This window comes from Mycobacterium sp. MOTT36Y (assembly GCF_000262165.1).
Taxonomy (GTDB): domain Bacteria; phylum Actinomycetota; class Actinomycetes; order Mycobacteriales; family Mycobacteriaceae; genus Mycobacterium; species Mycobacterium intracellulare.
In genome coordinates this window covers 1,134,322-1,158,070 of the sequence record NC_017904.1, presented here as the reverse complement: position 1 = coordinate 1,158,070, position 23,749 = coordinate 1,134,322, and the positions used below count along the sequence as shown (strand labels likewise).

Annotated in this window: 27 protein-coding genes; 9 read left to right on the top strand and 18 right to left on the bottom strand. The window is 67.7% G+C overall.

What is annotated here, in order from left to right; all coding sequences use genetic code 11:
* Positions 1-31: 31 nt before the first annotated feature.
* A complete protein-coding gene (locus W7S_RS05715; protein WP_008254418.1) occupies positions 32-754 on the bottom strand; it encodes a TrkA family potassium uptake protein in 723 nt (240 codons plus the stop codon).
* Between the two features lie 121 nt (positions 755-875).
* Here W7S_RS05715 and W7S_RS05710 point away from each other — a divergent pair, with 121 nt between their 5' ends.
* Together W7S_RS05710 and W7S_RS05705 are read left to right on the top strand one after the other, a co-directional pair.
* Positions 876-2,372, top strand: a complete 1,497-nt coding sequence (locus W7S_RS05710) for a potassium/proton antiporter (protein ID WP_008254417.1) — start codon at positions 876-878, stop codon at positions 2,370-2,372.
* Positions 2,373-3,474: 1,102 nt separating this feature from the next.
* Positions 3,475-4,854 (top strand): FAD-dependent oxidoreductase, encoded by a 1,380-nt coding sequence (locus W7S_RS05705; protein WP_008254415.1) that lies wholly within the window; start codon positions 3,475-3,477, stop codon positions 4,852-4,854.
* Between the two features lie 61 nt (positions 4,855-4,915).
* Here the strand turns inward: W7S_RS05705 and W7S_RS05700 are convergent, their stop codons facing one another.
* Positions 4,916-5,437, bottom strand: a complete 522-nt coding sequence (locus tag W7S_RS05700) for a DoxX family protein (RefSeq protein WP_008254413.1) — start codon at positions 5,435-5,437, stop codon at positions 4,916-4,918.
* A gap of 213 nt (positions 5,438-5,650) precedes the next feature.
* On the opposite strand from W7S_RS05700, the gene W7S_RS05695 reads away from it, so the two are divergent.
* The gene (locus tag W7S_RS05695; RefSeq protein WP_008254411.1) at positions 5,651-7,228 is read left to right on the top strand and encodes a pyruvate, phosphate dikinase; all 1,578 of its coding nucleotides are present in this window, start codon (positions 5,651-5,653) and stop codon (positions 7,226-7,228) included.
* Entirely contained in the window at positions 7,225-7,839 is a 615-nt protein-coding gene (locus W7S_RS05690) for a hypothetical protein (RefSeq protein WP_008254409.1), read from the top strand. Before W7S_RS05695 ends, W7S_RS05690 begins: the two co-directional genes overlap by 4 nt.
* Here W7S_RS05690 and W7S_RS05685 read toward each other — a convergent pair whose 3' ends face one another.
* The 3 genes from W7S_RS05685 to W7S_RS05675 all read right to left on the bottom strand — a co-directional run bounded on the left by W7S_RS05685 (position 7,840) and on the right by W7S_RS05675 (position 10,620).
* Positions 7,840-9,081 (bottom strand): WS/DGAT domain-containing protein, encoded by a 1,242-nt coding sequence (locus W7S_RS05685; protein ID WP_008254407.1) that lies wholly within the window; start codon positions 9,079-9,081, stop codon positions 7,840-7,842.
* A 4-nt stretch (positions 9,082-9,085) separates the two neighbouring features.
* Positions 9,086-9,988, bottom strand: a complete 903-nt coding sequence (locus W7S_RS05680; protein ID WP_008254405.1) for an alpha/beta fold hydrolase — start codon at positions 9,986-9,988, stop codon at positions 9,086-9,088.
* A 143-nt stretch (positions 9,989-10,131) separates the two neighbouring features.
* Positions 10,132-10,620, bottom strand: coding sequence for a VOC family protein (locus W7S_RS05675; RefSeq protein WP_036429154.1), 489 nt, complete (start codon positions 10,618-10,620; stop codon positions 10,132-10,134).
* 120 nt (positions 10,621-10,740) lie between these two features.
* Between W7S_RS05675 and W7S_RS05670 the strand changes: the two genes are divergently transcribed.
* Positions 10,741-11,604 carry an alpha/beta fold hydrolase gene (locus tag W7S_RS05670; RefSeq protein ID WP_008254400.1) on the top strand — a complete coding sequence of 288 codons (864 nt, stop codon included), beginning with the start codon at positions 10,741-10,743 and terminating at the stop codon, positions 11,602-11,604.
* Positions 11,605-11,613: 9 nt separating this feature from the next.
* Here W7S_RS05670 and gnd read toward each other — a convergent pair whose 3' ends face one another.
* Together gnd and W7S_RS05660 are read right to left on the bottom strand one after the other, a co-directional pair.
* Complete coding sequence (gene gnd, locus W7S_RS05665; protein ID WP_332481264.1) at positions 11,614-12,711, bottom strand: phosphogluconate dehydrogenase (NAD(+)-dependent, decarboxylating); 1,098 nt, start codon at positions 12,709-12,711, stop codon at positions 11,614-11,616.
* Complete coding sequence (locus W7S_RS05660; RefSeq protein ID WP_008254396.1) at positions 12,653-14,062, bottom strand: glucose-6-phosphate dehydrogenase; 1,410 nt, start codon at positions 14,060-14,062, stop codon at positions 12,653-12,655. The genes gnd and W7S_RS05660 overlap by 59 nt, the downstream gene beginning before the upstream one ends.
* A gap of 122 nt (positions 14,063-14,184) precedes the next feature.
* On the opposite strand from W7S_RS05660, the gene W7S_RS05655 reads away from it, so the two are divergent.
* Complete coding sequence (locus W7S_RS05655) at positions 14,185-15,018, top strand: adenylate/guanylate cyclase domain-containing protein (protein WP_036428593.1); 834 nt, start codon at positions 14,185-14,187, stop codon at positions 15,016-15,018.
* Here W7S_RS05655 and W7S_RS25910 read toward each other — a convergent pair.
* A complete protein-coding gene (locus W7S_RS25910; RefSeq protein ID WP_072501223.1) occupies positions 14,970-15,179 on the bottom strand; it encodes a hypothetical protein in 210 nt (69 codons plus the stop codon). The genes W7S_RS05655 and W7S_RS25910 overlap by 49 nt on opposite strands.
* 146 nt (positions 15,180-15,325) lie before the next feature.
* Between W7S_RS25910 and W7S_RS05650 the strand changes: the two genes are divergently transcribed.
* A complete protein-coding gene (locus tag W7S_RS05650; RefSeq protein ID WP_036429152.1) occupies positions 15,326-16,009 on the top strand; it encodes a hypothetical protein in 684 nt (227 codons plus the stop codon).
* Between the two features lie 34 nt (positions 16,010-16,043).
* Entirely contained in the window at positions 16,044-16,877 is an 834-nt protein-coding gene (locus tag W7S_RS05645) for an SAM-dependent methyltransferase (RefSeq protein ID WP_008254390.1), read from the top strand.
* A 37-nt stretch (positions 16,878-16,914) separates the two neighbouring features.
* Here the strand turns inward: W7S_RS05645 and W7S_RS05640 are convergent, their stop codons facing one another.
* The 10 genes from W7S_RS05640 to ychF all read right to left on the bottom strand — a co-directional run bounded on the left by W7S_RS05640 (position 16,915) and on the right by ychF (position 22,443).
* Positions 16,915-17,238 (bottom strand): putative quinol monooxygenase, encoded by a 324-nt coding sequence (locus W7S_RS05640; RefSeq protein WP_008254389.1) that lies wholly within the window; start codon positions 17,236-17,238, stop codon positions 16,915-16,917.
* Positions 17,239-17,601: 363 nt separating this feature from the next.
* The gene (locus tag W7S_RS05635) at positions 17,602-18,135 is read right to left on the bottom strand and encodes a C40 family peptidase (protein ID WP_168160311.1); all 534 of its coding nucleotides are present in this window, start codon (positions 18,133-18,135) and stop codon (positions 17,602-17,604) included.
* Positions 18,136-18,319: 184 nt separating this feature from the next.
* Positions 18,320-18,679 (bottom strand): hypothetical protein, encoded by a 360-nt coding sequence (locus W7S_RS27280; RefSeq protein ID WP_170320555.1) that lies wholly within the window; start codon positions 18,677-18,679, stop codon positions 18,320-18,322.
* 85 nt (positions 18,680-18,764) lie between these two features.
* Positions 18,765-19,148: a hypothetical protein gene (locus W7S_RS25905; RefSeq protein ID WP_170320554.1), complete on the bottom strand. Its 384-nt coding sequence runs from the start codon at positions 19,146-19,148 to the stop codon at positions 18,765-18,767.
* Between the two features lie 71 nt (positions 19,149-19,219).
* A complete protein-coding gene (locus W7S_RS05625) occupies positions 19,220-19,618 on the bottom strand; it encodes a VOC family protein (protein WP_014711055.1) in 399 nt (132 codons plus the stop codon).
* A 78-nt stretch (positions 19,619-19,696) separates the two neighbouring features.
* Entirely contained in the window at positions 19,697-20,248 is a 552-nt protein-coding gene (locus W7S_RS05620) for a VOC family protein (protein WP_008254384.1), read from the bottom strand.
* Between the two features lie 60 nt (positions 20,249-20,308).
* On the bottom strand, positions 20,309-20,515 hold the full coding sequence (locus tag W7S_RS25900; RefSeq protein ID WP_008254383.1) for a type II toxin-antitoxin system VapB family antitoxin: 207 nt from the start codon (positions 20,513-20,515) through the stop codon (positions 20,309-20,311).
* 162 nt (positions 20,516-20,677) lie between these two features.
* Positions 20,678-20,839 carry a type II toxin-antitoxin system RelE/ParE family toxin gene (locus W7S_RS27415; RefSeq protein ID WP_332479044.1) on the bottom strand — a complete coding sequence of 54 codons (162 nt, stop codon included), beginning with the start codon at positions 20,837-20,839 and terminating at the stop codon, positions 20,678-20,680.
* Positions 20,840-20,940: 101 nt separating this feature from the next.
* Positions 20,941-21,222: a type II toxin-antitoxin system Phd/YefM family antitoxin gene (locus W7S_RS05615; protein ID WP_008254382.1), complete on the bottom strand. Its 282-nt coding sequence runs from the start codon at positions 21,220-21,222 to the stop codon at positions 20,941-20,943.
* A 147-nt stretch (positions 21,223-21,369) separates the two neighbouring features.
* The gene (ychF, locus tag W7S_RS05610; RefSeq protein ID WP_008254380.1) at positions 21,370-22,443 is read right to left on the bottom strand and encodes a redox-regulated ATPase YchF; all 1,074 of its coding nucleotides are present in this window, start codon (positions 22,441-22,443) and stop codon (positions 21,370-21,372) included.
* 129 nt (positions 22,444-22,572) lie between these two features.
* On the opposite strand from ychF, the gene W7S_RS05605 reads away from it, so the two are divergent.
* Positions 22,573-23,718, top strand: coding sequence for a DUF6542 domain-containing protein (locus tag W7S_RS05605; protein WP_193375016.1), 1,146 nt, complete (start codon positions 22,573-22,575; stop codon positions 23,716-23,718).
* Positions 23,719-23,749 lie beyond the last annotated feature (31 nt).

Sequence of the window (23,749 nt, the reverse complement as noted above, 5' to 3'; positions counted from 1 at the left end):
TTCTAGGTAGGTGGCACGCGTTGGGCCCGAACTAGGCGGGCAAGTTTCTCACCGGGTCGGCCCGTATTTCACGCCGGCGCGCCGCCCGGGCCGGGGCGCCCTGGACGATGAGGGCGCGGACCTGATTCTCGGCGGCACTGCCTGCGACGAACAACATTTCGTCGCCGGCCTCGAGCACGTCGTCGGGCTGCGGCAAGATGACGCTGCCGGCGCGCAGCACGGTGATCAACGCGGCGTTGTCGGGCAGCGGCAGGTCACTAATCCGGCGGCCGACAAGCGGGTTGTCCACCGGCAGTGTCAGTTTCGACAGGCCGACCTGACCGCGCGCGAGCCCCATCAGCTGCACGAGGTGGCCGACGTCGATGGCCCCCTCGACCCCGGCCACCATGGCGCGGGGCGTGGAGACCGCCACGTCGATGCCCCACGCCTCGGTGAACAGCCACTCGTTTCTCAAATCGTTGACGCGCGCCACCACTCGAGCGACCCCGAACTCGGCCTTGGCCAACAACGCCGCCGCGAGGTTCACCTTGTCGTCGCCGGTTGCCGCGATGACGACATCGCACAGCTGCAGTCCCGACTCTTGGAGCGACGCCAGCTCGCACGCGTCGGCGAGTAACCACTCCGCGTCGGGCACCGTCTGCGGTACGTAATGGTCGACGTTGCGCTCGATCAGCAAGACCCGGTGACCGGCCTCGAGTAGCTCGAGTGCGACCGAACGACCGACCGCGCCCGCGCCGGCGATCCCGATGCGCACTATCCACTCTCCTGACGGCTGGTCGGCGTGTACCCCAGCTAGTCATTAGTGTTACTAGTGATTCACTTGCACACAACCCGACTTCGCTGGCCTGAGCCGCGACCGAACGGCGATGAACAACATGACCTTGCAGCAGCTATACGTGACGCTGCTGGTCGGGGGCCTCGTGCTGCTGGCCAGCATCGTCGCCACCCGGGCGGCCGCCAAAGTGGGGTTGCCCAGCCTACTGCTGTTCCTCGCGGTCGGTGTCGCCCTCGGCAACGACGGGCTGGGGCTGGAATTCAACGACGTCCAGCTCGCCAGCGACCTCGGCACGACGGCGCTGGCCGTCATTCTGGTCGAAGGCGGATTGACGACGCGGTTCGCCGACATCCGCAAGCTGCTGGCACCCGCGGGTGTGCTGGCCACCCTCGGGGTGGGCATCAGCATGGTGATCACCGCCGCGGGCGCGCACCTGCTGCTCGGCATCAACTGGCAGCTCTCGTTGTTGCTCGGGGCGATCGTTTCGCCCACCGATGCCGCCGCGGTGTTCTCGGTCCTGCGCGTCCTACCGCTGCCCAGGCGCCTCGCCGGTCTTCTTGAGGCCGAGTCCGGATTCAACGACGCGCCCGCCGCGATTCTCGTGCTCATGTTCAGCACGAGCCCCCTGACGCTGGCGCCGGGAACCGCCGCGACTGGCGTGGTGTACGAGCTGGTCGTGGGCGTCGCGGTCGGCCTGTTCAGCGGCGTGCTGGGCGCCTTCGCGATGCGACGGGCGGCGCTGCCGGCCTCCGGCCTCTATCCGTTGGCGACATTCGCGCTGGGCATGGTGGCGTTCGCCGCGGCCGCCAGCGCCCACGCCAGCGGGTTCATCGCCGCGTATCTGTCGGCGGTGATATTGGCGAACTCCGGGTTGCCCCATCGCTCGGCCACCCGGTCCTTCGCGGAGGGGCTCGGCTGGCTGGCCCAGATCGGGCTGTTCGTGCTCCTCGGCCTGTTGGTGAGCCCGAGCCAATTGGGCAGCGAACTGATCCCGGCGATCGTCGTGGGCGGGGTGTTGCTGTTGCTCGGTCGGCCGCTCTCGGTCTTGATCTCCCTGGCCCCGTTTCGGGTGCCGTGGCGCGAGCAGGTGTTCCTCTCGTGGGCCGGGTTGCGCGGCGCGGTCCCCATTGTGCTGGCGACGTTTCCCATCGTCGAAGGGGTCGGGGACAGCTACCGGCTGCTCAACATCGTGTTCATTTTGGTCGTGGTGTTCACCCTGATCCAGGGCCCCGGATTGAGCCTGCTGGCGCACAGGATCGGGCTGATCTCGCGTGAAGCCACGAGGGAGATCCAGGTGGAAGCGGCGCCGCTGGACGTGTTGGAGGCCGAACTGTTGACGATGACGGTGTCGCCACCGTCGCGGCTGCACAACGTCTCGGTGCTCGAGTTGCGGCTACCGGACCCGGCCGTCATCACGCTCATCATCCGTAAGGGCCGCACCTTCGTCCCCCAGCCCCATACCCGCATCCAGGCCGGCGATGAGCTGCTGATCGTCACGACACCCAAGACGCGCGCCCCCACCGAGCGCAGGCTCCGCGCGGTGAGTCGCCGCGGCAAACTGGCGTACTGGTTCGACGAGTACGGCGAACCGGACTGATCTGCCGCCTGTATGGCCACGGTCGGCACATATGAGATCGGCCAGAGTTTCGCCCAGCGCCCAGCGCGCCGTCGCTAGAATTGAATCATTGTGTGGTTCAACGACGGAACCAGACCGCGACGGTCGCGCCCGGTCATTGCGATCGCCGCCATGGTGGTGTTGTTAGCCGCGGTCGTCGGATCCAGCCCGTCGCGCTCGGAGTCAGCGGGGTCCGGGCCTCCCGCGTCCGCGGCCCCGCATCCGGTGGTCGCCGCTATTGGCCACGACGACCACCCGGCTCCTGACCAGGGTTTGTCCGCCGAGTACCACAAGCCTCCCGCGACCGTGGCCGGACCTCATGGCCGGCAGGCGAATTCGCCGCGCTGGACGCCGGCGCCGCCGTGGTCACCGTCGCCGGCCTCATCCATGTCGAGTTGGCGAGCCGACGCCGTCAACTCGTGTGCACCCGGCACTTCCCTTGGCGCCCAAGATCTTTTGACCCGGCTCTGCGTCTCCAGACGCTGATCGGCCAGGACCGGCCGTCATGCCATGCCCGATGGCCGCTCAGGCGCATCGACGTTAACTCCTGCTGCTCACGCGCCACCGCACACCTGTCTCAATCGGCGGGTGTCCGCGCGGGACCTTCTATTTCAGGGAGAAATTTTGTCTACATTCTTGGTCGCGAAGACCCTCACAATTCTCGGTGGTGCCGCGCTGCTTGTCTCGGCGGTCGGATGCGACGACGGCGTCGTCGCGAGGTCAGCGAGCCCGCCGATCACCATGACGGCGGCTTCGTTCGGCGGGGTGCCGGCGCAACCGCTTCCGGCTTCGCCCGAAAGCCGCGCTGGCGGTGCGGGATTCACTGGCTGCATCATCGGCCTCAACTGCGGTTGCTTCCCTCGTCAAGGCAAGTGTGGACGGCAGCGGTCGCCACGGGTGGTACCTCCGCCCCCGCCGCCGGGCGAGTTCGGCAACAACGGTCCCGCCGACGACCGCCATGTGCCCGTGGTTCCGTGAGCCGCCGACCGCACCGTCGGCTCAGAAATCCGGGTGAACTCGCTGTCGCGGACGCCGCCGTCGGTGTAGTTTGCTGCTGGGGCGGGACTACGGTGAGGAGCCGGTCATGTCCGACGTCGATTATTGCGTGGTCGGAGCGGGATTCGCGGGCCTGACGGCCGCCTTGCGGCTCAAGCGGGCCGGCCGATCGGTGGCCTTGCTGGAGGCGCGCGACCGGGTCGGTGGGCGCACCTTCACCGAGACCCGCCCGGACGGGACGTGGATCGACCGCGGCGGCGCGTGGATCGGCCCGGGCCAGGACCGGATCTACGCGCTGATGAACGAGTTCGGCGTGCCGGAGTACAAGCAGCACAACGACGGCGACGCGATGATGATCGTCGGCGGCAAGAAGCACCGCTACGGCGGCACCATCCCCTGGACGATGAGCCCGTGGGCCGTCACCAACCTGGGCCTCGCCCTGATGTCGTTCGAGAGAATGTGCAAAGCGCTCCCGCGCGAAGCCCCTTGGGAGGCAACGCAAGCCGTCGCGTGGGACCGGATCAGCCTGGGCGAGTGGATCGAGAAGCACACGCTGTCCAAGGCGGCCCGGGAAATGCTGGACATGGCCCTGTCCGGCCTGTACACCTCGGCGGGATCCGAGACGTCGTTGCTGTGGGCGCTGCTGCAGACGGGATCGGCCGGCGGCCCGACGTTCGCCATTTCCGGCAAGGGCGGCTCCCAGGACGCCCGCCCGGTCGGCGGCATGGGCGCCATCTACCGACGGATCGCCGCCGAGCTCGGTGATGCGGTGCACCTGTCGCGGCCGGTCCGGCAGGTCGCGCAGGACGCCGACGGCGTCACCGTCAGCGCGGAGGGCATGACGGTGCGGGCGCGGCGGGTGATCGTGGCGATCCCGCTGGCGATCGCCACGTCGATCGCCTACGAACCGGCCCTGCCGGTGGATCGGGCGTTTCTGCACCAGCGCATGCCGAGCGGCGCGGTCGTCAAGATCTCGGTCGTCTACGACGAGCCCTTCTGGCGGGCCGACGGGCTGTCCGGCCAGTCGGCCGCGCCGGGATGCCCGGCGACGCTGACCATCGACGCCTGCACCGACACGGGCAACCCGGGGGTCATGTGCGTCATCAGCGAGGGGCCCGCGGCGCGACGGCTCGGCAGGCTCGGCGCGGCGGAACGCCAAGCGGTCATCATCGGCGAGCTGGTCGACCGCTTCGGGAGCAAGGCGAACGATTACCGCGAATTCCACGAACAGAACTGGACGGTGGAGCGCTATTCCGGCGGCGGCATGATCAGCCACGCGCCCACCGGCGTGCTGACCGAATTCGGTTACACCCTGCGCGAACCCTGCGGCCGCATCCACTGGGCCGGCACCGAGAGCTCGGCCGTCATGTGCGGGTGGGTCGACGGCGCGATCCGCTCCGGGGAGCGCGCCGCGGCCGAGGTGACCGCGGCCGACACGGCGACCGTGGCGGCCTCGAGCGTCGACTAGTTGCGCGCGTCGCCGGCGTGTCGGCCCGACAACTCGACGTTCGGCGCGGGGGGCGCCGTGGCTAGCCGGCTTGCTTGGCCGGCGGCCGATAGAAGATGACCAGCTGGCCGATGGCACCGGCCAGGCCGAGCACCACCGAGATCAGCAGGCCGTGCCAGCCGTCCATCCAGTTCTTCCCGAAGACCAGGTAGTCCAGGCTGTACTTCCCGGCGCCCAGCGTGGCCACGACGACCGCGCTGACGGCGAGCACCAGGTTGTATTCCCAGCCCTCCTTGACGATGAAGAAGCCGTTGGCGCGGTGCACGGTCCAGGCCGCGACCAGCATCAGCGAGACGAAGCCCGCGGCCGGGATGGGGGTGAGCAAACCCGCCGCCAGGCCCAGGCCAGCGGCCATTTCCGTGGTCGCCGCCACCGTGGCGTGAAACTTTCCGGGTTTCATGCCGATGCTCTCGAACCACCGTGCGGTGCCCGGGATGCGGCCGCCGCCGAAGAACTTGTTGTAGCCATGCGCGGCCAACGTCACGCCCAACACCAGCCGCAGGATCAGTACTCCGACGTCATGGAACGTGTCATATGAAGTCATAACTGTAAACCTAGATCATGGGGCGGGTGGCAAGACAAGAGCCGCCGAGCAGCTACGGCGCTTTATCCGCTGGTACGTGTGGGAACATAGCGGGCGTTCCGACGTCGGCATCGGTAGCTAAGTCCACAAAGGGGGTGCACCACGGCTCGCACCGCATCAGGTAGCGGCGCCCACCGCCATGCGTCGAGCGGGGCCACGCGTGCCGAGCATCCCGTGGTGTTACTGGACGGCGCATCGAACCACCCGCGCGAACTGCTGGGCAACAAGGGCCACGGCATCCAGACGATGCGCCGCCACCAGCTGCCGGTGCCGCCCGCCTTCTGCATCACCACCGCGGTGGGGCTGCGGTACCTCGCCGACCCCGCGGCGACGATGGACGCCATCTGGGACGACGTGCTCGACCGGATGGGCTGGCTGGAGACCCAGACCTCGCGCACGTTCGGACGGGGACCGAATCCCCTGCTGGTCAGCGTGCGCTCGGGCGCCACCCAGTCCATGCCGGGCATGATGGACACCATCTTGGACCTGGGCATCAACGACGACGTCGAGCAGGCGTTGGCGGCGGGCGACCCGACGTTCGCCCGCGACACCCGCCGGCGGTTCTGCGACATGTACCGCCGCATCGTGGGCGGCGGTGAGCAGCACGACGTTCCGTCCGACCCGTACGCTCAATTGCGCGCCGGCGTGGAGGCCGTGTTCGCCTCGTGGAACTCGCCCCGCGCGGTCGCCTACCGCACCCACTACGGTTTCGGTGATCAGCACGGCACCGCCGTGGTCGTCCAGGCCATGGTGTTCGGGAATTACGGCCCCAATTCCGGTGCCGGGGCATTCATTTCACGCAATCCGATAACCGGCGACAACGAGCCGTTCGGCGAGTGGCTCCCCGGCGGCCAGGGCGACGACGTGGTGTCGGGATCGGTTGAGGTGCAACCGATCACCGCGCTGCGCGACGAGCAGGCGGCCGTCTACGACGAGCTGGTCGCCGCCGCCGGCACCCTCGAGCGGCTGGATGCCGACGTCCAAGAGATCGAGTTCACCGTCGAAAGCGGCAAACTGTGGTTGCTGCAGACCCGGGCGGCGGAGCGGTCGGCGCAGGCCGCGGTGCGCACGGCGCTGCAGCTGCGGCACGAGGGACTCATCGACGACGCGGAAACACTGCGGCGGGTGACCCCGGCCCACGTGCAGACCCTACTGCTTCCCGCGCTTCAGCCCGAAATACGCTTGGCGGCGCCGCTTTTGGCCAAGGGGCTGCCGGCCTGCCCGGGCGTGGCGTCGGGCACGGCATACACCGACGTCGACGAGGCGCTGCGTGCCGCCGACCGTGGCGAACGAGTGATCCTGGTGCGCGATCACACCCGGCCCGAAGACGTGTCGGGGATGCTGGCGGCGCAGGGCGTCGTCACCGAGGTGGGTGGCGCCGCCAGTCATGCGGCGGTGGTCAGCCGCGAATTGGGCCGGGTGGCGGTGGTGGGCTGCGGCCAGGGCGTGGCGGCGTCGCTGGCAGGCAGACAGATCACCGTCGATGGCGCCGAAGGTGAAGTGCGCGAAGGCCTTTTGGCCTTGTCCGCGTGGTCGGAAGACGATTCGCCGGAGCTGCGCGAGCTGGCCGACATCGCGCGACGCGTCAGCCCGCTGCGCGCCCACGTCACCGGAGACCATCCGCGGCTGGACGACAACTCCGAGGCCGCCGTGCGTGCCGCCATCGACCGCGGACACACCGACGTGGTCTCGGCCACCCCGTTGATCGTCATGCTGACCGCGCTGCGGCTGGCCGCGGGGGCGGCGCCATGACCGAACTGGATGTGCTGCAAGGGGTCCGGCTCAAGGGCCGGGTGAGCAGAACCGATCTGGCCGCGACATTGGGGGCCGATCCCGGCGACATCACTACCATCGTCGAGCAACTGACCGCGGCGGGCCTGCTGGCCGAGGGCGCAACCGTGCAGATCACCCGCGCCGGCAGCGACCGGTTGGCGACGCTGCTGGCCGAGGAGCGCGAGGGCATCGATGCGGGCGCGATGGCCGCCGTGTACCACGACTTTCGCGCTGTCAACGCCGACTTCAAGCGCCTCGTGACGGATTGGCAGCTCAGGGGAGGCCCCGGCGGCGTTCCCAACACCCACGACGACGCCGAGTACGACGCCGCCGTGCTCGCCCGCCTCGACGACGTGCACGCCCGCGCCGTGCCGATCGTCGAGGCCGCCGCGGCCCAACTGCCCCGGCTCAATGCCTACGCGACGAAACTTGCTGCGGCATTGGACAAAATCAAGGCCGGGGAGACCTCCTGGCTGGCCAGGCCGCTGGTCGACTCCTACCACACGGTGTGGTTCGAGCTGCACGAAGAACTCATCGTCGCCGTCGGCCTGACCCGCGAGGAAGCGGCCAGATCCGGCGACGCGCAATAGCTAAAGGGCCTCGTCGAGCAGCGCCGTGTAGGCGTCGATATCGGGAATGGCCGAGGCCGCCGCGTGCACGCTGATCGCGATGGTGTCGCCGATGCCGTGCACGCCGTGCGTCAGACCCATCATCGGCGACAGCGCCGGATATCCGGCCGTCAGCACCACCGGGGCGCCGCCGAAACTCAGGTCGGCGGCGCCGCGGTAAACGCTGGACACCACGGTGTTGCCGGCCACCTGCGTCGGACGCTGGTCGAGGTCGAACTGGTTGATCCCCCAACGCAACAGCGGTGCGGGCACCGCGGCGAAGGCCCGGTCGGCGGTCCGCGTGGCCGGATGCTCGAACCGGCGCCGGCCATCGGCCAACTCGGCCGCGATCCGCCGCAGCCGCGCATCCAGATCAAGCTGTGGGTACAGCCCGACGACCACGTTCCCGAAGTGGTTATTGGCATGAGGCACACCGGGTTTGGCCATCGGGACTTCGGCCCCTAACGTCTCGGATCCCGGTCCCAGCAGTCGATACAGCGCGGTCGACACGGCGGCGAGAGCCCCGACGGTCACCGTGGGCCCGCGAAGCTGCGCGCGGGGACGCACCAGCGTGCGCACCGAGCGCGCGCCGTTCGGGCGGGCATTCGTCGGCAACAGCGGGCGGGGCCCGGCACCAGGCGTCAGCACGCCCGCGCGGATATCGCGGACCCGGCGGCGGTCGGCGCGGGCCGCCTGCACGGCCCGCCACGGCAGGAACCCCGCCGGCAACCGTCGCACCTCGGGCACCGGAACGTCCCGGCCGAACAGCCAGGCCGCCATCGCCGCACCGCGACCCCCGTCTGCCAGCGCATGCGCGAGCTGCACGACCGCGACCGCGCCCGGGCCGTCGACGCCCGGGATGCCGTCCACCGGCGTGAACAGGTGCACCCGCCACGGCATCCGGCGAACGTCCAGCTGGCTGTCGGCGAGGCCGGCGACCGCCGCCAGGCACGCACCCCAGCCGCGCTCGACGAGCTCGTGGCGCACGATCTGCTCCGACACCACCCGAGCGGGAACCCACTGCGGATACCTCAGTAAGGACCGGTCGTGGACCCGCACCGACAGGGCGGGGCAACCATTCGCCCGGCGGCGAACCTGTTCGACGGCACGGCCGAGGTCGGCGGGCTCGCCGGCGAAGGCGTACAGCAGGAACTCGTCGCTGGGGATTTTCGCCGACATCCAGTAGAACTGCGCATCGACGGCCGCCATCCGGCGCGCAGTCATCGCGTCAGCCGGGTGGGCCAACGAACGCAAGCACCCGCTCGGCCACCTTCTCGGGCTGTTCGAGCTGCAGGAAATGCCCGGCGTGATCGATGATGGCCACGTCGCTTCCGGGTGGCAGCACTTTTTCCGTCCAGTGCGCGAAAGCCGGAGTCATGCAACCGTCGTCGAGGCCGTGCAGATACAAGCTCGGCAGGATGGGCGCCTCGGTCCAGCGCTCGTTCAGCTCGGCGTACCGCTGCGGGGGCTTGGTGTTGCGCAGGGTGGCCCGGTAGGTCCCCAGGGCCGCGCGCCAACTTTCCGGTGTGCCGATCGCGGCGTCGACGTGCCGCAGATCCTCGTCGGCACCGCGATAGCCCGGCGACCATCGCCGCCACAGCAGCGGCAAGATCCAGCGCGCGGAACGCTCTGGCAGCAAAGGCAATTGGAAATAAAACATGTACCAGCTGCGCAACAACTGGCGCGGCAGCTGACGGGCCAGCCGGCCCCGCTCGCTCACCTGCCCCCGGAACGCGGCCGAGACCGGCACCGACATGATCACGGCTTTGGTGAACGGGCTGTTGGGCATCGCGGCCAGGCCGGTGGCCGCCAGCGCACCCCAGTCGTGACCGATCACCACGTCGCGGTCGGTTCCTCCCGCGGCCGCCCGCACGCGCAGGGCGTCGTCCATGATCGCCCCGACGTGATAGCTGCCGTCCTCGGGAATCGACGAGGGCGCGTATCCGCGCATGAACGGCGCGATGACCCGCCAGCCCGCCGCCGCGAGGAGCGGGGCCATCTTGCGCCAGCCGTAGGCCGTGTCGGGAAAGCCGTGCAGGCATAGGGCGATCGGACCGTCGGCGGGTCCCCAGGTCAGCGCCTTGAGATCCCCGGGCGGCCCCGGCACGTCGATCCACCGCGGCTCGGTCATCTCGCGTTGTCCGCCATATCCACTCCTGTTCGGCGCGTCCGCACGGACAAACCTAACCCGTGGGACTCCGCGATGCACCGACCGGCGCGGGATATTCGTCAAATATGGCCCGCCTCAGGGGGTTTCGCGGTCAGAGTGAGTCATCACCGCGCGGGGTCGCCGGACGCCTCCGCGGCCCGTTCCAGCTCGGCGATGATGATCTTGCGCATGCCGTACATCGCCCGGGTGGCGGCCGCCGCCCGGGCGCGATCGGGATCGCCGATCAATTCGTAGAGCCGATCGGGGACGATTTGCCAGCTCAGGCCGAAGCGGTCCTTGAGCCAGCCGCATTGCGATTCCTCGCCGCCGTCGGTCAACCGGTCCCAGTAGTAGTCGACCTCGTCCTGGTCCTTGCATCCGACCGTGAAGGAGACCGCCTCGCTGTACTGGAAGTGCGGACCGCCGTTGATCCCGATGAACCGGGCGCCGTCGAGCACGAAGCTGCCGGACAGGACGGTGCCGGGCTGCCCCGGTCCGGCGTCGGTGGTCCGGTTGAGCCCCTCGATGTGGGAGTTCGGGAACACCGAGGTGTAGAAGCCGGCGGCTTCCTCCAGGTTGTCGTCGAACCATAACGACGGGGTGATCGATGGCATGTGCATGGCCTCCTGGGTCGCTCGTGGGGGTTCGACAGACAGACCCCCGCGAACACGGAAAGTCATCGCGTCGTCGACCCGCGCAAGAGTGCTTATGCGACCTATGTAACGTCAGGACGCATGAGCACCGTCAGCAGCAGCCCCCAGACGGTTGAGTTTGCCGGCGCCAAAGGCATCACCCTGATCGCCGACGAATGGAATCGGGGCACCGATGCCGCCGGCCGGCCGAGCATTCTGATGCTGCACGGGGGCGGCCAGAACCGGTTTTCCTGGAAGAACACCGGCCAGCGGCTGGCCGACGAGGGTTTGCATGTGGTGGCCCTGGACTCCCGCGGGCACGGTGACAGCGATCGCTCACCCGATGCCGACTACGAGATCGAGACGTTGACGACCGACGTCCTGCGGGTGCTGGACGCGATCGGGCGGCCGGTGACCATCATCGGGGCGAGCATGGGCGGGTTGACCGGCATCCTCGCCGCGCACCGGGCCGGCCCGGCGAAGGTGACCCGCCTGGTGCTGGTCGACGTCGTACCCCGCTTCGAGAAGGGCGGCAGCGCCCGCATCCGCGATTTCATGTTCAGCGGCCTCGAGGGGTTCGAGTCGCTGGAGGAAGCGGCCGACGCCGTCGCCGCCTACCTGCCCTACCGCAGCAAGCCCCGCAGCCCCGAGGGGCTGAAGAAGAACCTGCGCCTGCGCGACGGCCGCTGGTACTGGCACTGGGACCCGGCGTTCATGACCAAGCCCGGCGACGATCCCGAACTGCGCACCGAGAGCTTCGAACAGGCCGCCAAGAACCTGAGGATTCCCGTCCTGCTGATCCGTGGCAAGCTCTCCGACGTGGTGAGCCCCGAGGGCGTTCGGCACTTCCTGGCCACCGTGCCGCGCGCGGAGTTCGTCGAGCTGTCCAACGCCGGGCACACCGCGGCCGGCGACGACAACGACGCGTTCAGCGACGCCGTGGTGAAATTCGTCCAACGCCACTGACCGGTTCGGTCAGTTCGCCGGCTTCTCCGCGTGCCCGCCGAATTGCTTACGCATCGCCGAAAGCGCCTTGTTGGCGAAGTCGTCGAGCGAACGCGACGCGAAGCGCGACTGCAACGCGGTAGTCAGCACCGGCGAGGGGACTCCCTCGTCGATCGCGGCGATGGACGTCCACCGTCCCTCTCCGGAGTCCGAGACGCGCCCGGAGAATTCCTTCAGCTCCGGGGATTCGTGCAGGGCGATCGCCGTCAGGTCCAAGAGCCAGGACCCGATGACGCTGCCGCGCCGCCACACCTCGGCGACCTCGGGGATGTCGAAGTCGTACTGGTAGAACTCCGGGTTCGACAGCGGCGCCGTTTCCGCGTCACCTTCCTGGACGTGCTTGCCGATGTCGGCGTTGCGCAAAATGTTCAGCCCCTCGGCGAGCGAGGCCATCATGCCGTACTCGATGCCGTTGTGCACCATCTTCACGAAGTGCCCGGCGCCGGCCGGCCCGCAATGCAAGTACCCCTGCTCCGACGTCGCGACCTCGCCGTCGCGGCCCGGTGTGCGCGGGGCCGCGTCGACGCCCGGCGCGACGGTGGCGAAGATCGGCTCGGCGCGCGCGAACGCTTCGTCGTCGCCGCCGACCATCAGGCAGTACCCACGTTCGCGGCCCCACACCCCGCCGCTGGTGCCGCAGTCCAGGAAGTGAATGCCCTTCTCCGACAGCGTCTTTGCGTGGCTGATGTCGTCGCGGTAGTAGGAGTTCCCGCCGTCGATGACGATGTCGCCGGACTCGAGGGTCTTGGCCAGTTCGTCGATCACTCCGGTGGTGATCGTCCCGGCCGGCACCATCACCCATACGACGCGCGGCGCGGTCATCTTCTCGGCGAGCTCTTGCAGCGAGGACACCCCGGTGGTCTTGTCCTCCCCCGCCATCGCCTCCACCGCGTCGGGGTTGTGGTCGTACACCACGCATTCATGTCCTCCCGCGACCACGCGTCGGACGATGTTGGCGCCCATCCGGCCGAGGCCGATCATCCCAAGCTGCATGCTGTCCCTGGTCTCCTTACTGTTTCGTGGCCGTGCTGCGCGGCAGCCACGGCTCCTGCCAGGCGTGGTGGCCACGCACCAGCGCTTCGGCGGCCTCCGGCCCCCAGGAGCCTTGGTCGTAGTGGTGGATTCGACCCGGCTTGTCCAGCAACGGCTGCACGATCCGCCACGTCTCTTCGATGGCGTCCTCGCGGGCGAACAGCTGGCGATCTCCGTTGAACGCGGCGTAGAGCAGCCGTTCGTAGGGGCGTACCGGCTCGCCGAGATCCTCGGCGAACGACGAGTCCAGGTGAACGTCGTGCCACGAATCGCCGACCTGAGCGGACAGCTGCAGCCGCATCCCGGGGTCGGGGTCGATGCGCAGCACGATCTGGTTGGGATCGGGTGGGCGACGGTTGGGCAGGAACGAAAACCCGGGAACATGGTGCAGGAACATCCGGACCTCGGTGACCTTTTCCGGCAGCGCCTTGCCGGCGCGCAGGAAGATCGGCACGCCGGCCCAGCGCCAGTTGTCGATCTCGGTGCGCAGCGCGACGTAGGTCTCGGTGGTGGAATCCTTTGCCACGCCGGCGACTTCGGTATAACCGCGGTACTGCCCACGCACGCAGCGCTCCGGGTCCAGCGCGGGCATGGCCCGGAAAACCTCGGCCTTCTTGTCGTTGAGGTCGTCGTCGCCGGCGCCCACCGGAGGCTCCATGGCGACCAGCGCGAGCACCTGCAGCAGATGGTTTTGCACGACGTCGCGCAGCGCTCCCACCGCGTCGTAGAACTTGCCGCGGTCCTCGATCCCGAAGTCCTCGGCCATGGTGATGTGGATCTCGGAGATGCTCTCGCGGTCCCACAGCTTCGCCAGGCCGTTGTTGGCGAAGCGCAGGTACTGCAGTTCTTCGACGGGTTGTTTGCCCAAAAAGTGGTCCACGCGCAGGATTTGGTCTTCGTCGAGCACCGCGCGCAGCCGGGCGTTGAGGTCGCGCGCCGATTCCAGGTCGTGGCCGAACGGCTTCTCGATCGCCACCCGCGCCCGCTCCAGCAGGTCGGCCTTCGCCAGGTTCTCCACGATGGGCGCGAACAGCGCCGGCGGCATCTCGAGGTAGTAGAGCGGATGCGCGTCCGAATCGATCTTCTTGGCGAGCTGCTTGTAGAGATCGGCATCGGTGACGTCGCCGTGCAAGTAGGAGATCCGGCCGGCCAGCCGGTCGAACACCGCGTCGTCAAACTTCTCGCCCGATTTCTCGATGGCGTCGCGCGCGCGGTCCAGCAGCTGCTCGGTGGTGATGTCGTCGCTGGCCACGCCGATGATCGGGTGGTGCAGCTCGTCGCGGCGCTCGAGGCGATACAGGGCGCGAAACGTCATCTTGCGCGCCAGGTCGCCGGTGATTCCGAAGATCACCAGCAGGTCGGATGAATCACCGTCGCCGTCGGCCAAAACCGCTCCTCCCGAAAGTCACCTGATGGGACGCCCCTGAGATCACTACCCGCGGCCGGCGGACTCAACCCTAGACACTGCTCACAGGGCCGACAACCTAGCCGGACCGCGGCCTTGCAAGGATGACCGGCATGGGTGACGCGCTGCATGTCTCGGTCTACATTCTGGCCGGGTTTGCTGCGATCGAGGCCATCGGGTTGGTGGTGCTGTGGCAGCTGCTGGCGCGCAGTCAGCGCGAGCTCGACGAGCTGCGCCAGCGAAACGACGCCCGCAGCTGGTTGCTGTCGGGCGGCCGCGAAGCCGTGAAGACGGTGTGGAACACCGCCAACCTGGTGCGCAAGGAGGGCTTCGGGGCGGCAGTGCGCAGCTCGATCGAAGACCTCGCGGACTGGGCCGAGGTCGAACGGCCCGACCTCGCGCGGGTCACGCCGGACGGCCGGGTGGTGATCCTGTTCTCCGACATCGAGGAGTCCACCGCGCTGAACGAGCGCATCGGGGACCGGGCGTGGGTCAAACTGATCAGCTCGCACGACAAGCTGGTCTCGGATCTGGTGCAGCGGCGGTCCGGGCACGTGGTGAAGAGTCAGGGCGACGGATTCATGATCGCCTTCGCGCGCGCCGAAGAGGCGGTGCGCTGCGGGATCGACCTGCAACGCGCGTTGCGCAGGGACGCAAACCGCAAGCGGCACGAGGAGATTCGCGTTCGGATCGGCATCCATATGGGACGGTCGGTGCGCCGCGGCGATGACTTGTTCGGCCGCAATGTCGCCATGGCGGCGCGGGTCGCGGCACAAGCCGCCGGTGGCGAGATCTTGGTGAGTCAGCCGGTGCGGGACGCGCTTTCGGAGTCCGAGGGCATCCGTTTCGACGGCGGCCGCGACGTCGAGCTGAAGGGTTTTTCGGGCAGCTATCGGTTGTTCGCCGTTGAGCCCTCCTCCGATCCCGGCCCGGACTGAAGGCCTCCCCCTTCGTAGTCGGCCAACCGCTGATGCAGCCGATTGCGGACCTCGTCGGCGGTGTAGGCGCGTCGCTTGCGCTGATCGCGAGCCACCAGCACGCCCCCGGCGACGACGCCGGCGGCACCGGCCAGTCCCAGCCACTTCCACACACTGCGCATGAGACCAGGCTATGCGTAGTCCCCGTCGTCGCGCGCTGGTTGTGATTGACTGGTGTGCCCGCGAGGCACGGCACCGCGACGCGCAGGCGGGCTCAGGAGACGAGGAGATCGGCGAAAGCCGCAGCGGCGAACGGGCTTACACAACCATGCTCACCTTGAACCAAGCGCTCGAGGAAACCCGCACGGGCGATCTTTGGCTGTTTCGCGGCGGTTCGGGACCCGACCGTGCCATCCAGACCTTGACGAACGCCCCGGTGAACCACGTAGGCATGACGGTGGCCATCGACGACTTGCCGCCGCTGATCTGGCACGCCGAACTGGGCGACAAGCTCGCCGACCTGTGGACCGGGACGAACCACCGGGGCGTGCAACTCAACGATCTGCAGCAGTCCGTCTTGCAGTGGACCCAGCGCTACCACCAGCGGTGCTGGCTGCGCCAGCTGACGCCGCCGGCCAACCGCGAGCAAGAGAACAAGCTGCTGCGCGTCATCGCCCGCATGGACGGCACCGCGTTTCCGACCACCATGCGCCTGACCGGCCGGTGGTTGCGCGGCCGCCTGCCGAACGCGTACGACTGGGCGCGCGGAATCCCGTTCGTGGACAGGAAGGTTCGAGAGTCGACGCTGCGGCGCAAGGAGCGCCAGCGCCTCGGCCTGGAGGCCGCCTACTGCGCGGAAACGGTGGCCATCACCTACGAGGAAATGGGTTTGATGGCCACGGAGAAGTACTCGAACTGGTTTGACCCCGGCTCGTTCTGGAGCGGTGACAGCCTGCCGCTCACACCGGGATACGCGCTGGGCGACGAAATCGAGATCGTAGTGGCCGGCTAGCTTGGGGGGAAGGGTGTCTGACCACGTACCACGTGTGCCCGTTGACGGTGTCGCACTGACGGCCATCGGCGTCGCCGTCATTCGCGCTCGCGAGTCCAGGCGGCCCGATCGGCTATATGACGACCCGCTCGCGCATCATTTCGTCGGTGCGGCGCGCCCGGGCTTCACCGCAGAGCGTTGGGCACAACTGGAATCGCTGGCGGACCAGTTCTTCGACGGCCGCACCGTTGGGGTGCGGTTGGTCGATGATCGCCTTCGCGAAGCGGTGGAGGCAGGCATCAATCAAATCGTGTTGTTGGGCGCGGGATTGGACACGCGGGCATTCCGGATGGGATGGCACCGGCGAGTCGCGGTCTTCGAGATCGACTTAGCCGAGCTGTTTGCGTTCAAAGAGCCGGTTTTGCAGGAGGCCGGGGCGGTGCCCGATTGCCAGCGACATGTCGTAGCCGCCGATCTGCGCGGCGACTGGATTACGCCACTGTGCGAGAACGGCTTTCGTGAGGACGAACCGACATATTGGGTTGACGAAGGCACGCTCGGTTTCCTGACGCAAGAGTGGAACCAGCACGTTGTGCGGACTCTGACGGGATTGTCCGCGCGAGGCAGTCTCTTCGGTGTCGGCCGTTTTATCAGCGACCCCGATGATGCCCGGTACCGGGATCTGCGAACCCTCGTTGCCGGGGAGGCAACCGTCCCCGCGACGGCGACCAACCCGGTCGGCGGAGCTGAGTTCGACACCGAGCGTTGGCTCAACGGCCTCGGGTGGGACACCGAGTTCCGCAGCTGGAACGATCAGGTCGCGCCGTTCGACCGGGACGTCACCGTCGCTGATTCTCGGGTCGGCACTATCGCGGCGCGGCGACGTTGATGGTCCAAGGCCGGCCGCCGACGTCCGTGGCCGGCGGCTAGCCGATCGCCATCTCGCCCATCTCGGACCAGCCGGTGGCATCGAGCGTCTGGTTGATGATCTTCGGCGTCGACTTCAACGCCTGCGGAAGTTCGTGCATGGCCCGTTTGAAGTGATCGCTGTTGACGTGGACACCGCCCGCCTCATCGTCGCGGAACGCCTCCACCAGGACGTACTCCGCCGGGTTGTCCAGGCTGCGCGACCACTCGAACCACAGGTTGCCTTCCTCGGCGCGAGTCGCCGCCGTGAACGCGGCGACGAGTTCAGGCCACCGGTCGGTCCAGTCGGGTTTGGTTTCGAACTTGACGACGATGAAGATCATTGCGGCCCCCGCCTCGGTTCGCCGATTTCGGTGTGCCCGCACCGCGGGCAGCGCCAGCATATCTGGCGGCGGGCACTGCCGCGGCGGGGTGTCGGGCGCGTTTCCGGTCAGCGAAGGCGGCAGCAAAGTGTTCTCACGAGTCACAGGCAACCCATGAGAAACTTTCGCCGCGGCGCGCACTTCCGCCACTTTTCCGAAGGCAGTGTCGTAGCTCACACACGACTCGGTGATCGTGTCATTTCACTATTGTGCCGGCCCGCCGGGATGGCCGCCGCCAATCGTCGGAAAGAACCGATAAAAGGCCGACGGCACCTATTTCATTTGTTATGAATCCGCAATTACCGCGCTGTCGGACAAATACAATTAAAGTGCCGGCGGGGCGTCCATCGGCGGCGCCGGAGCGTCGATCAAAACGGCGGGCTGTTCGGGCGGGGGCGCGGGCGCGTCCGCCGGCGGAGGGGCGTCGGGCGGAGGCGGCAAAGCGTCCGCCGGCGGAGGGGCGTCCGGCGGCGGCAACGCGTCCTCCAACTCCATCGGAAGGAACATGTGGTGCGTGAATCCGGCCTGGTAGGCGCCGGGCCCGCCCACGTGGACGCCGCCGCGCTCACCGCTGGCCACCGACGTCCCGTCGGGCAGCGTCACCGCGGTGTGGCCACCGTTCCATCCGATGACCAAGGCGTTGGGCGCGGTCCCGTATTGGAACCCACGCGCCAGCAACGCGGCTTCTTCGTTTCCGGTATTAAATCGATCCCCAAAAACTGGCCTATCGGTTGCGGCATTCGCAATCCACGAAGCGAGTCCCGAACAATCGGTCCCGGCGGGAGAATCTCCGCCCGCGATATACGGCGTGCCGGAGACCTGATTGATCAACGACATCAATGTAGCAATAACGACCATGGGCAGCGAGGCTAGCAATAACATATATTGCCAACCAAAATTTGTGGCGCACGTCATTCGCTAAACCAACAATGACCTGTGCCGCAGCTAAAGCACATTTATTACACACGGGTATATTTTTGGCGGCAAATTGCCCGCATTAAGGCGATTCTGTTCAGGGCGATACCCGCGGTCGCGTCGCCCATCAGGCGGGGTCGGGGCCCCGTTCGCTTTGCGCAATCTCGCGGTCAACGTCGGCCTGGTCCCGCTTCGCGCGCGCCTGTGCGCGCTGCACCCCTTCATCGGCGCGCCGCAATCGCGCGCGTTCCTGCTCTTCGCTCGTGCCCTCGCGTTCGTCCGCGCGCTGCTCACGTTCGTCCGCCACCCGCTCGCGCTCGTCGGCAATCTGGTCGCGCTGATCGGCGACCCGGTCCCTTCTGCCGGCCAGAAATTCGCGCTTTCGGAGCTCAGCCTCCCGCCGGACCAGGGCCCTTTCGCGCTCCTCGAGCGCGTCGGCCCCGCATTCCGGCTCCTCGGGCGGATCGGCGCGGTCGTCTGCGGCCACAGTTCACCCTAACGCCGGGAGTGCCGACCGTTGGCGCCGCCAAACGCGCCTGATCAAAGCGGGCCTGGCCCGCGACGGTGCCTGCTCAGATGGGCGTCCATATCCCGTTGTTCCACAGGCCCCAATCGGCGTCAGTCGGGTTCCACATCAGTTGAGCCCCCGGCGCCCACGCGGGTTGAGGTGGCTGCGGCGGCGCCCACGCCGGCGGGGGGCCCCAGGGGCCCCAGCCCGACGGGGCGGTCGGGCCGCCCGGATGTTGCCACTCGTGGCAGCGATTCCAGTCCCAGTCCAAGACGTTGCCCCAGGCCGGGTTCCATGGCTCGCCCGGGCACCAGTGGTCGGTGGGCGCCGGTGCCGCCTGCGCGGCCGGGCCGCCGGCCAGCCCCAACGCGGACAATGCCAACCCGCTGCTCACCAGCACGCGCGCAGCCCGCCGCGGCCACGGTCCCGTTCGCTTGACAGTCGTCATCTCCCCAGGATTTCCCTGGACCGGGATCCGGGCAAGCGATTGGTCGGATTGGCTGAAGTCTTGGAACTCGATCAAACCCCGAACTTGGCGCGTGCCTGGTCGGTGACCGGCGTGAACAAGTTGACGAGGTTTCCGTCGGGATCTCGGAACAGCAGTGCGCGGTTGCCCCAGGGCATGGTCGTCGGGACCGTCACGATCTCGGTGACTCGCTCGCGCAGCCGCTCGTATTCGGCGTCGACGTTCTCGACGAGGAATTCCACGATGGCGCTCCGGTTCGCCGCCGGCTCGGCCGATCCCGCCCCGAACAGCGGCACCGTCTTGTCGCTACCGATGGCCAGCGTGCCGGCCGGGGTCGGAATCTCCGCGAATAACTCGTTGCCCCACACGGCCGCGATCTGGGTGACCATCTCGTAGAAACCCACCAGCCGCTTGACGTCGGCGGTGATGATGCGGGTCGATACGAACTTCATGCGGTCCTCCTGCGGGCCCATAGCGTGTGGGTGTCGTGCGCGAAGGATGCTAATCGCCGCCCCCGACAACGACGGCGATCATCGGGTCGGCAGGGTTCTCCTCGCCTGCAATGAAACGCCTGGCACCGTGTTCGCCAGGTCCGGTCGACTCTTTGAGAATGCACGAATTGCCCAGTAGAACGACCAGAGTTGGCGCGGCGTAGGAACTTTCGGCACCCAGGCCAACTCCCAGTGAATCCCATTGATCGGGTCGTCGAAGAACACCGCGTAGTAGCCGGGCCAGTACTGCGGGTACTCCTTCGGCTCGTCGGTGACGGGGATGGCACGTTCGACCAAAAATTCCCGATGGAAGCGGTCGACCTCTGCTCGACTGCGCGCCCACAACGCGATGTGGTTGATGCCGACCGCCTGGTCGGAGTGCGTCAACTTTCCACCGGTGCGGGCGGGCTGGATGCCGATGTAGCTGTGCGGGTTGACATTACGCGTCATGTAATACGTCGACTCGTATTCCATGTTGAGCGACGAGAAGCTGCTGTAGCCGAGCCAGCCGAACAACGCGTCGTAGAACGCGATCGAATCGTCATAGTCCAACACCGCGAACTCGACGTGACAGACGCCTCGCCACCGCATAGTGCCTCCTCGTGGTTGCCGTTCAAGGGGAACTCGACGAAGTCGCCTTACCGACAAACGTCACGGTGATGCGCGACGTGGATGCCACGGACGAGGGGCGGCCGATGCCTTCGAGTCAGTTCCGCCGAGCGCTGCCAGCCGCCGAGCGCTCTCGACACGAATCAGCGTCTCCAATCCGTGATGCAGGAGCGCCACGCTCTCCGTCACGCCGGTCAGTTCGGCCGCCCGGGCTAGCAAGGCATCGTCAAGGGTCACTGTTGTCCTCATCGAGCACCTCCCTGCGCATCATTCGATGCGTGCAATGCGGCCCCAATTCAACCGCGCCTCGGGGCGCAATCGAGCTAATAACCCGTGACACAAGGAGTCGCTCCGGCTGGGATCTCATTTTAGGTTGCGCCTAGACGTTGAACCGGAACTCCACCAAATGACTCACCGATAAACGTCTCGCCTGTGACGCACGTCGACAATCCGAATCACGACCTTGTCGTCGTGGATTTCGTAGATCACCCTGAAATCCCCGCGCCGGGCGGAGAACCTGCCCGCGAGGTCAGCCCGCAGCGCCTTTCCAACCCGTAACGGATTGTGCGCCAGTACGTTCGTGATGAATTCCCAACAGGCAGCCGCTACCTCTTCGGGCAGTTCCTCAGACAGGCTTCTGCGAGCGCGGCGAGTCAGCTCGATCCGGTACGCCGCTATTTCACGATCCCCTTCGCGCGGAGTTCCGCCTCAACCTGGTCGGCGGGGTAGAGCCGCCCAGCGGCGATGTCGGCGTCCGCCTCCCGCAGTGCAGCCATGGCAGCCGCGTCGCCGAGGATGTCCAACGTCTCCATGATCGAGTCGTAGTCGTCGGCACTCAGAAGAACTGCCGCTCGACGTCCTTGCCGGGTGACTTCGACCCGCTGATGCGTGCGCACGGCCTCGTCGACCAACTTTGAGAGGTTGGCTCGAACTTCCGCCAACGGAAGAGTCTCCATGTACAGAATTCTAGCGTTCCTAGATGATCACTGCCGTTCTATCGCGAGTCCTACAACGGCTGACATCAGTCCAAGCTCCCTTCCCATATCGACGCGTGGGCGCTGAGACAGGGCTGACGGCCGCCTTGGCTACTGGTTCGCTTGCCGCTACACGTTGAACCGGAACTCCACCACGTCACCGTCGGCCATGACGTAGTCCTTGCCCTCCATGCGGACCTTGCCGGCCGCCTTGGCCGCCGCCATCGAACCCGCGGCGATCAGGTCGTCGTAGGACACGATCTCGGCCTTGATGAAGCCTTTTTCGAAGTCGGTATGGATCACCCCGGCGGCCTTGGGAGCGGTGTCGCCCTGGTGAATCACCCAGGCGCGCGCCTCTTTTGGGCCCGCCGTCAGGTAGGTCTGCAGCTTGAGTGTGTGAAAACCGGCCCGCGCCAACGCATCCAGCCCCCGCTCGGTTTGCCCGATGGACTCGAGCAGCTCGGCGGCGGACTCGTCGTCGAGCTCCTGCAGCTCGGCCTCGATCTTCGCGTCCAGAAACACCGCGTCGGCGGGGGCGACCATCGCGGACAGCTCGGCCTTGCGGGCATCGTCGGTCAGCACCGACTCGTCGGCGTTGAACACGTACAGAAACGGCTTGGTGGTCATCAGGTTCAGCTCGCGCAGCAGGGACGCGTCGACGCCGGCCGCGAACAGCGTCTTGCCCGAGTTCAGCACCGCCTCCGCGGCGACGGCCGCCTCGTGCACGGGCTTGCGCTCCTTGTTGTTGCGGGCTTCCTTTTCCAGCCGCGGCACGGCCTTTTCCAGGGTCTGCATGTCGGCGAGGATCAGCTCGGTCTCGATCACCTCGATGTCGGAGCGCGGATCGACCTTGCCGTCGACGTGTACGACGTCGTCGTCGGCGAACACCCGCACCACCTGACAGATCGCGTCACACTCGCGGATGTTGGCCAGGAACTTGTTGCCCAGCCCGGCGCCCTCGGACGCGCCCTTCACAATCCCGGCGATGTCGACGAATGTGACCGGCGCCGGCACGATTTTCTCGGAATCGAACATCTCCGCCAGCTTGTCCAGCCGCGGATCGGGCAACGGAACGACGCCCTCGTTGGGTTCGATCGTCGCGAACGGGTAGTTGGCCGCCACCACGTTGTTCCGGGTCAGCGCATTGAACAAAGTGGACTTGCCGACGTTCGGCAGGCCGACTATTCCCAGGCTCAGGCTCACAGGGAGCCAAGTCTAGGGGCACGGCGGCGCGGGCCTCACGCGGCCGATGGTGCGCGAGAATGGGGCACGCCACAGGATCGCTACGAGGTATTTACGAGCCTTTCGGTCCATTCCCGGTACGGTCTACATGTGTCAGCACAGCGGGCTAGTGCGACGGTGGATAGTGCTCACCGTTCGGTCCACCCCAACATCCCAGGCGCTCCCTGGTATGCGGCCCTGCTTATCGCCGTGACCGCGACGGCTATCGGCTACGGAATCGACGCTGGTCACAAGGAACTGACCCACGTCTTCGCGGGCTTCTATATAGCGGGTTGCGTGGCGGCGGTGCTCGCGGTGCGCCAAGACGGCATTTTCACCACCATCATCCAGCCGCCGCTGATCCTGTTCTGCGCGGTGCCCGGTGCCTACTGGCTTTTCCACGACGCCAAGGTCGGCCGCCTCAAAGACCTGCTGATCAATTGCGGCTATCCACTCATCGAGCGCTTCCCGCTCATGCTGGGCACCGCCGGCGCCGTCCTGGCGATCGGGCTGGCCCGCTGGTATTTCGGAAACGCCCAGGGCGCGAAGGCGGCGAGCACCGCGGCCGATTCCGCCGGCGCCACCGGCGTCGACGTCAAGTCCTTCTTCAACAGCATCGGCGCCAAACTGCAGTCGGCGCTGCAGCCCGATGCCGACGACACCAACGAGGCCACCGAGTCGCGCCGCGGCCGCACGTCGGGCTCGTCGGCCAGGACCCGCCGAACGGCGCGTGACGGTCGCTCCGCCACGCGTTCCACGCGCGCCCGCTCCCGCCATGCGCGACCGCCCCTCGACGACGAATCGGTCGAGCGGCCCGAGCGCCCAAGGCGCAGCACCCGTCGGTCGGCCCGCGACTACGACGCCGAACCGCCCCGTCGGTCACGGCGCCGGCCCAGGCCGGAGGGCGACCCGGACTTGCGCGGCCAAGCCCCCCGGGAGCCGCGCCGCGAGCCGCGCACCCGCCGCAATCCCTACGAGCGCCCCTACGACCGGCCCGCGCCCCGCGGCAGCCGTTTCGACGGCTTTGAGCCCTACGGCGACAGGTACGAGGAGAGCCGCGAGCCCTACGAGCCGCGGCGCCGGCGGCCGCCGTCGACCGGGAGCGGCGGCACGCATCACCCCATCTCGCAGGTCCGCTACCGTGGCGGCACCCAGGACCAACCGCGGGAGCCGCACACCGAGCGCCGGAGTCGCTCACGCACACCGGGTCGCGCGCACGGACGGCCCGCGGCGGAATCCTGGGAGTACGACGTCTAACGGCGCGGCCCGGCGTAGCGGGTCACCGCCA

Coding starts and splice junctions, on each gene's coding strand:
- W7S_RS05710 (WP_008254417.1), top strand. CDS start 876: ATGACCTTGCAGCAGCTATACGTGACGCTGCTGGTCGGGGGCCTCGTG.
- W7S_RS05705 (WP_008254415.1), top strand. CDS start 3,475: ATGTCCGACGTCGATTATTGCGTGGTCGGAGCGGGATTCGCGGGCCTG.
- W7S_RS05700 (WP_008254413.1), bottom strand. CDS start 5,437: ATGACTTCATATGACACGTTCCATGACGTCGGAGTACTGATCCTGCGG.
- W7S_RS05690 (WP_008254409.1), top strand. CDS start 7,225: ATGACCGAACTGGATGTGCTGCAAGGGGTCCGGCTCAAGGGCCGGGTG.
- W7S_RS05685 (WP_008254407.1), bottom strand. CDS start 9,081: ATGACTGCGCGCCGGATGGCGGCCGTCGATGCGCAGTTCTACTGGATG.
- W7S_RS05680 (WP_008254405.1), bottom strand. CDS start 9,988: ATGACCGAGCCGCGGTGGATCGACGTGCCGGGGCCGCCCGGGGATCTC.
- W7S_RS05675 (WP_036429154.1), bottom strand. CDS start 10,620: ATGCCATCGATCACCCCGTCGTTATGGTTCGACGACAACCTGGAGGAA.
- W7S_RS05670 (WP_008254400.1), top strand. CDS start 10,741: ATGAGCACCGTCAGCAGCAGCCCCCAGACGGTTGAGTTTGCCGGCGCC.
- W7S_RS05655 (WP_036428593.1), top strand. CDS start 14,185: ATGACCGGCATGGGTGACGCGCTGCATGTCTCGGTCTACATTCTGGCC.
- W7S_RS25910 (WP_072501223.1), bottom strand. CDS start 15,179: ATGCGCAGTGTGTGGAAGTGGCTGGGACTGGCCGGTGCCGCCGGCGTC.
- W7S_RS05650 (WP_036429152.1), top strand. CDS start 15,326: ATGCTCACCTTGAACCAAGCGCTCGAGGAAACCCGCACGGGCGATCTT.
- W7S_RS05640 (WP_008254389.1), bottom strand. CDS start 17,238: ATGATCTTCATCGTCGTCAAGTTCGAAACCAAACCCGACTGGACCGAC.
- W7S_RS05635 (WP_168160311.1), bottom strand. CDS start 18,135: ATGGTCGTTATTGCTACATTGATGTCGTTGATCAATCAGGTCTCCGGC.
- W7S_RS25905 (WP_170320554.1), bottom strand. CDS start 19,148: ATGACGACTGTCAAGCGAACGGGACCGTGGCCGCGGCGGGCTGCGCGC.
- W7S_RS05625 (WP_014711055.1), bottom strand. CDS start 19,618: ATGAAGTTCGTATCGACCCGCATCATCACCGCCGACGTCAAGCGGCTG.
- W7S_RS05620 (WP_008254384.1), bottom strand. CDS start 20,248: ATGCGGTGGCGAGGCGTCTGTCACGTCGAGTTCGCGGTGTTGGACTAT.
- W7S_RS25900 (WP_008254383.1), bottom strand. CDS start 20,515: ATGAGGACAACAGTGACCCTTGACGATGCCTTGCTAGCCCGGGCGGCC.
- W7S_RS05615 (WP_008254382.1), bottom strand. CDS start 21,222: ATGGAGACTCTTCCGTTGGCGGAAGTTCGAGCCAACCTCTCAAAGTTG.